Annotated in this window: 6 protein-coding genes; 1 reads left to right on the top strand and 5 read right to left on the bottom strand. The window is 65.1% G+C overall.

The window, feature by feature from the left end:
- Positions 1-462 (bottom strand): iron chelate uptake ABC transporter family permease subunit (locus EOA36_RS23975; protein WP_145969278.1); only part of this gene is annotated, 462 nt, incomplete at its 3' end.
- Between the two features lie 153 nt (positions 463-615).
- Between EOA36_RS23975 and EOA36_RS23980 the strand changes: the two genes are divergently transcribed.
- Positions 616-1,449, top strand: coding sequence for an AraC family transcriptional regulator (locus EOA36_RS23980; RefSeq protein ID WP_127279703.1), 834 nt, complete (start codon positions 616-618; stop codon positions 1,447-1,449).
- 8 nt (positions 1,450-1,457) lie between these two features.
- Here the strand turns inward: EOA36_RS23980 and EOA36_RS23985 are convergent, their stop codons facing one another.
- The 4 genes from EOA36_RS23985 to EOA36_RS24000 all read right to left on the bottom strand — a co-directional run.
- Complete coding sequence (locus tag EOA36_RS23985; protein WP_127279704.1) at positions 1,458-2,393, bottom strand: helix-turn-helix domain-containing GNAT family N-acetyltransferase; 936 nt, start codon at positions 2,391-2,393, stop codon at positions 1,458-1,460.
- A 170-nt stretch (positions 2,394-2,563) separates the two neighbouring features.
- Entirely contained in the window at positions 2,564-3,709 is a 1,146-nt protein-coding gene (locus tag EOA36_RS23990; protein WP_127279705.1) for a DSD1 family PLP-dependent enzyme, read from the bottom strand.
- A complete protein-coding gene (locus EOA36_RS23995) occupies positions 3,706-4,986 on the bottom strand; it encodes a D-arabinono-1,4-lactone oxidase (protein WP_127279706.1) in 1,281 nt (426 codons plus the stop codon). Before EOA36_RS23995 ends, EOA36_RS23990 begins: the two co-directional genes overlap by 4 nt.
- Before the next feature lie 5 nt (positions 4,987-4,991).
- Positions 4,992-6,163 (bottom strand): MFS transporter (locus EOA36_RS24000; RefSeq protein WP_145969277.1); only part of this gene is annotated, 1,172 nt, incomplete at its 5' end.

Raw genomic sequence — 6,163 nt, forward strand, 5'->3', positions numbered from 1 at the left:
GGAAACGGCAAGACCGGCGAGGATCAGCCGCTCAGGACCTTGCCCCCTCACCCGCGCCACCAGCAAAAGCACGATGGAGGCGGCGAGGATGCCGCCAGTGAACGCAGCCACGGGCAAGGTCCAGATGCCGAAACTGTCGCCGAACACGGTAATGACGGAAACCGCGCCGGCGGCGGCCCCCGACGACAGGCCGAACAGGAAGGGGTCGGCAAGATCGTTACGGGTCACCGTCTGCAAAAGCGCGCCGACGATGCCCAGCCCGCCGCCGACACAGATCGCCAGGATCGTGCGCGGCAGCCGCAGGTCGACGACGATCTTGCCGACCGGGCCCGATATCTCAGGCTCGTCCAGTCCGACGGCACGGCCAAGGGCGGCGATGACATCGCTCAGAGGTATCAGCGTCGAGCCATAAGCGATCGACAGCAGCGCGAGAGCGACGAGCGCCACCGCGCCCGCCGTCATGGCCCGAGCAAGCCTGCCGTCGGCATGGGCGCGGACGGACTTTGCGTCCACGCCCGACAGCGTTGCCGTGTTCGATTTTGCGCCATGCGCAATTTCGATCAAACTGGCCGGGCAACGAGGCGCCAGAGTGAAGACGCCACATGCGAGGAACACATGAACCCGACCGAGAAAGCGCTATGGTTTGTCGAGAGCCACCTGCCGGAGGCTGTTACGCTCGACGACGTCGCCCACAGCAGCGGCGTGTCGCGCTTTCATGTGACGCGCGCCTTCGGCGCCGCCACCGGCCGTTCCGTCATGGGTTACATGCGCTCGCGCCGGCTGACCGAGGCGGCGCGCAGGCTCGCCGGCGGCGCGCCCGACATACTGTGCGTCGCGCTCGACGCCGGCTACAACTCGCATGAGGCTTTCACCCGTGCCTTCCGCGACCAGTTCGGCACCACGCCGGAACTGGTGCGCGCGCAAGGTTCGACCAAGACACTCGATCTCGTGGAGCCTATCTTGATGGACCATACCCTGCTCACCAGCCTTGAACCACCGCGCTTCGAGACCAGCCGACCCTTCCTCATCGCCGGCTTCGGCGAGCGCTACAGCTGCGAATCGAGCGCCGGCATTCCGATGCAGTGGCAGCGTTTCAGCCCTTATATCGGCAACATCCCCGGCGAAGTCCCAGGCGTTTTCTACGGTGTCTGCCTCAATGGCGACGATGCCGGCAATTTCGACTATGTCGTCGGCGTCGAGGTGTCGGACTTCTCCGACCTGCCGAAGGAATTCTACCGGGTGCATGTGCCGGCGCGGAAATACGCCGTTTTCACGCATCGCGAGCACATCTCGACCATCCGGCGCACGATCAACACGATCTGGAACAGCTGGCTCCCGGCCTCCGGCCATGAAATCGCCGACGCGCCGGAATTCGAGCGCTATGGGCCCGAATTCGATGCCCGCACCGGCAATGGCGGGCTGGAGATCTGGGTGCCGGTCAAGGCATAGAGGCGCCGCTACAGCTCCAGATCCCAGTTCTGGCCAACCAGATCCTTGCCGAAGGAATGGTGAGGCTCTTCCTCGGTCAGCTTGAAACCGGCCGCCTGGTAGATGTGCCGGGCCGCGGTCAGAATGTCGTTGGTCCACAAAGTCAGCGTCTTGTACCCCCTGGCGCGGGCAAAGCCGATGCATTCCTCGACCAGCCGTTTGCCGATGCCGAGGCCCCGCGCCGACGGTTCGACATAGAGCAGCCGCAGCTTGGCCACCTGATCCGACTTGCGCACGACGAAGACCGAGCCGACGACCTCGCCTTCCCGCTCGGCGATCCAGCCGCGCTCCCATTTCGGATCGAATTTCTTTACGAACTCGCCGAGGATCTCAGCGACCAGCGCCTCATAGGTTTCGTCCCAGCCATAGTCCTGCGCGTAGAGCATGCCCTGGCGGCGCGTGACCCAGCCGATGTCGCCAACCTCTAGCGGCCGCAGGATGTAAGGCACCTTGGGTTCGGGTCTGTCGCCGAGCAGGTCCTGAACGATGCGCATGGCCTTGACCAGCCGATCCTGGTCGACGGGCGCCAGTCGATCGAGCAGCGCTCGCACCTGGTCGTGCGAATCCTGGTTGAGCGGCGCGAAGGCTTCCCTGCCCGCCGGCGTCAGCGCGATCGAGGCGCGGCGCGCGTCCGCTTCGGTGGCTTCGCGCTCGACCAGACCGCGCTCCTCGAATTTTTTGAGCAAACGGCTGACATAGCCGGGGTCGAGGCCGAGATCGCGCACCAGGTCGCTGGCGACGAGCCCGTCGCGATGGGCAAGCTCATAGAGCACCCGCGCCTCGGTAAGCGAAAAGTTGCTTTTCAGCCAGCCTTCGTCGAGCACACCGATCTGGCGGGTGTAGAAGCGGTTGAAGGCGCGCACTGCGTCGATGCGTTCCTTGCCGGGGTGGTCGTGGATCGTCATGGCAGTCCTCCTGTCATGGACAGGATCAATCATTTAGTTGACTTAGTCAATAAAGTCATTGCAACGAGGCGCTTCACAACTTCGTCATTCTAGCAGAAGGAGCGAAGCGGAGCGCAGCCCCTAGAATCACGACATCGCAAATGCAGGCGCCAATGGCGAACGCCGAAACGTCACCCCATCGGCAGCACCGGCCAGCGGTCGACGATCCTGCCACGGGAAAGCACCGCGATCGGTCCGAGCTGCTGCAGCACGGCTTCGCTCTGCGTCGGCCGCAGGAACGCATGGTCGCCGGGCCTGACAACGGCCTCGGCGGGCAGGCCCATGAATTGCTGGTTGGAGGACAGGCCAAGCAGGCCGTTCGTCGTCATGCCTTCGGGAAACACCGGTTCGGCCATCCATTTGCCGCCATAGAGATAACAACCCTTGCGCGGAAACCGGCCGAGCGCCTGGAGCAGACGCGAAACCGCCGGCGGGCCGGGCAGCATCGGCTCGACCACTTTCAGGATCGGCGTCGCAATGAAGGCCGCCGGCTGAAAGCCGTCGAGGCCCGGCGTGTCGAAATCGCCGGGCAGCACGAAGGCCGAGCCCATCGACACTTCATTGGCAGCGCCGCCATGATGAAGCAGCGCTGTCTTGCTGCCGCCAATGTTCAAGATATGGCGCTGGTCCATGCCGAGGCGCGCCACGAAAGCGGCGGCTCGTTCCGAGGCTTGCGCCAATGCCCTCGCCGGCCCGCCGAACAGGCCGGGTATATGCGGCGCATGCGCTTCATAGGCCATGACGCCTTCGCAGCGCAGCCGTTTGTGGGCCGGCAGCGCCTTCAACGCCTGCGAGAGGGCTTCCGGTTCGGCGAAGCCGCCGCGATGCAGTCCGACATCGATTTCGAAAGCAATGCGCAGCTCGACGCCGAGTTCGTCGGCGAGCGCGCCATATTCCGTCAGCCTCTGCTGTGTATCGATCAGCCAGCATACCCTCGACCCGGCTGCGTTCCCCTTGGAAAGCGCCGCCCTTGCCGCGCCGACCGGCATCGGCTTGCCGTAGAGGAGGTCCGCATCCGGAAACGCGCTCAGCACCGCCTCGCTGATCGGCGGGTGGAAGGTCATGAAGCGGTGGGTACCAAGCGCCTTGCCGATATGGGCAAGCAACGGCAGGCAAGCGAGCGACTTGTCGACCAGCCGCACGGCGAGGCGGGGATCGAGCCTTTGCTTCACCAGGGCGATGTTGCTGTCCAGCCGGTCGCGGTCGAGCAGCAGGCAGGGTTGGAAGATGCCCGCCTGCTTCAGCGCATCCGAAAGCGAGGCGAAATAGGCTTTCATTGGTCGATGCCGAAGAGATCGGCGATATAGGGCGAGACGAAACGGTTGTGCGGGTCGATGTCGCGGCGCACCGCAATCGCATCGTCCCAACGCAGATAGAGCTTTTTCAGGTCGGCCGCTTTCAGGCTGTGCATCTTGCCCCAGTGCGGCCTGCCGCCATATCTGCGGAAGATCGGCTCGGCCGCGCGCATGAATGGCAACGGATCGTTCGCCGCGTCGTGGTGGATGGCGATGGAACAGGTGAGCCTCTTGTGGAAGGGCGAGAGCCAGAATTCGTCCGATGCCACCGACCGCACCTCCATCGGGAAATAGACTTCCGGAAAATGCTTCTCGGTCAGTTCGATGATCTCGGCCAGCGCCTTCGGCCCCTCCTCGAAGGGAAGATGATATTCCATTTCGTTGAACCTGGTCTGCCGGTCGCTGGCATAGACGTTGAGCCAGTCCTGCACATAATCCTCGGCCGGCACCTTGGCGACCGCGCCCAGGATCAGCCGGCGGCGCAGCGACGGCAGCCAGGCAAGCCCGGTGCGCAAGCGGCGCAGCGTGCGCAACGAGCCCTCATCATCGTCGGTCGGGCGCGTCGTCGTGGCCTCGGCGCTGAAGTCGCTGGCGATGAACTGCGCGTAACCGGAAAATGGAATGTAGTAGAATTCGGCCGAGCGATGCGCGGCCATCATCGTTTCGAAATCGCGCAGCATGTCGCCGATCGGCAGCACCCATTTGCGGCGGCGCAGCCGGTAGGTCGCGATGTTGTTCAGCGTCACTTCGCTCAAGACGCCGAAGGCACCGAGCGTGACGCCGATGGCATGGATCGTCTCCTGATCCCCTTCCCGCTTGAACTCGCGGACTTTGCCAAGCCCATCGACGATCTGCACCGTTTCCAGCTGCGTGTGATAGGCACCGAGCGTCGGCCCCGAGCCGTGAGTAGCCGTGCCCAGCGCTCCGCCTATCGCCTGGCGGTCGATGTCGCCCATGTTGGGCAGGCCCTGGCCGATGCCTTGCAGGATGTGCATGAGCGGACCAAGCCGCGTCCCTGCCCGCACGCGCGCCTGATGTTTTTTCGCGTCATGCGAGACCAGCCCTTCCAGCTTCTCCAGCGACAGGATGGTGCCTTGCGACTTCACCAGCGGCGTGAAGGAGTGACCGGCGCCGACGACGCGGACCGGACCTGGCGCGGTGCGAATGAGATCGCAGAGTTCGCCGGCATCGGCCGGGCTGGCAAGCAGCCGCGGCTCGGCGGTGACAAAGCCCGACCAGTTGCTCCAGCTGTTCGACATGCCGCTCACGCAATAACCCGGCGACGCCGCGCCACGAGGACAAACAGGCCGAGCAGCGCCACGCTGGCGACGGCGCTCGCGGCGGCGAATTCCGGAACCGGGCGAAAATCCTTGCCGTCGATGAGCAGCGACGCCGCGACCGGCCCGATCGCTAGGCCGAAAAGCTGGGCGGCCGGTACCAGCAGCACGGCGGTGCGTGTCTCGTCGGCGGTGATCGCCAGCCGGATCTGGTAGGGCACGATGAACAGCAGGATGAAACCCATGACCAGGGCGGCGACCCAGAATGTCGTAAGGCCAGGTCCGCTGGCAAGCACGAGCGAGGCGGCAAGCGCGACGATGCCGATCGCCGCGATGGCAAGGCGATAGTCGATGCGCGCCTCGAACACGGTCGCCGTCATCGCGCCCAGCACCTGCGCCGCGAGGCTGGCCGAGACGATCAGCCCGACGGTGCGGCCATCGATGCCGAATTGGGCGCCGAGAGGTTCCAAAAACGCCCAGACCGCGCCGAAGAACATGAAGTAGCAGAAGACCGACAACAGCGCGGTGATCGAGGGACCCGTCAGCACATTGGCGAGGTTCTCGTCCTTCGGCAGGTCGGCATAGTCGGCGGGGACCGCGAAGGCGATTACCAACGACACGACACAGACGACCGCGAGAACGAGGAAGCCGCCCGCCGATCCGGCGGCGGGGATGACATAGAGCGCCAGCAGCAAGGCAAGAGCGCATTGCGCCAGCGTCTGCATGGTGACGAAAAAACCGCCGATGCGTTCGGCGCGCCGCGAACGGGCGATCAGTTCGGTGGCGACCGCGACAAGGCCACCTTCGGCGAGGCCGGCCAGCGCGCGAGCCGCCATCAGCGTGTTGGCGCCGGCGGCATAGGCCGTCCAGACATTGGCCAGCGCCAAGAGCAGCAGCAGGGCCGCACTCTTCCAGCGCATGTTGCGGGCGGAAAGCAGCATCGCGACGATCGCCGAGCCGATCGCGATGGCGATCATCTCGGCGGTGGCGACCAGTGCCAGCTCGTCACCGCTGACATGGCCCTCGGTATAGAGCGCGCCGAGCAGGACGGGCTGCAGGCCGAGGATGAGCAGGCCGACCGACCCGATCCACAAGGCCGAGGCAAGCTGGCCGCCGGTCGGATTGCCGACCAGCCAGTCGCCATCGCCTTGAAGACCGG

The organism is Mesorhizobium sp. M8A.F.Ca.ET.021.01.1.1 (assembly GCF_003998025.1).
Lineage (GTDB): Bacteria > Pseudomonadota > Alphaproteobacteria > Rhizobiales > Rhizobiaceae > Mesorhizobium.

Excerpts from the sequence above, each read along its gene's own strand:
- EOA36_RS23980 (WP_127279703.1), top strand. The coding sequence starts at position 616 with ATGAACCCGACCGAGAAAGCGCTATGGTTTGTCGAGAGCCACCTGCCG.
- EOA36_RS23985 (WP_127279704.1), bottom strand. The coding sequence starts at position 2,393 with ATGACGATCCACGACCACCCCGGCAAGGAACGCATCGACGCAGTGCGC.
- EOA36_RS23990 (WP_127279705.1), bottom strand. The coding sequence starts at position 3,709 with ATGAAAGCCTATTTCGCCTCGCTTTCGGATGCGCTGAAGCAGGCGGGC.
- EOA36_RS23995 (WP_127279706.1), bottom strand. The coding sequence starts at position 4,986 with ATGTCGAACAGCTGGAGCAACTGGTCGGGCTTTGTCACCGCCGAGCCG.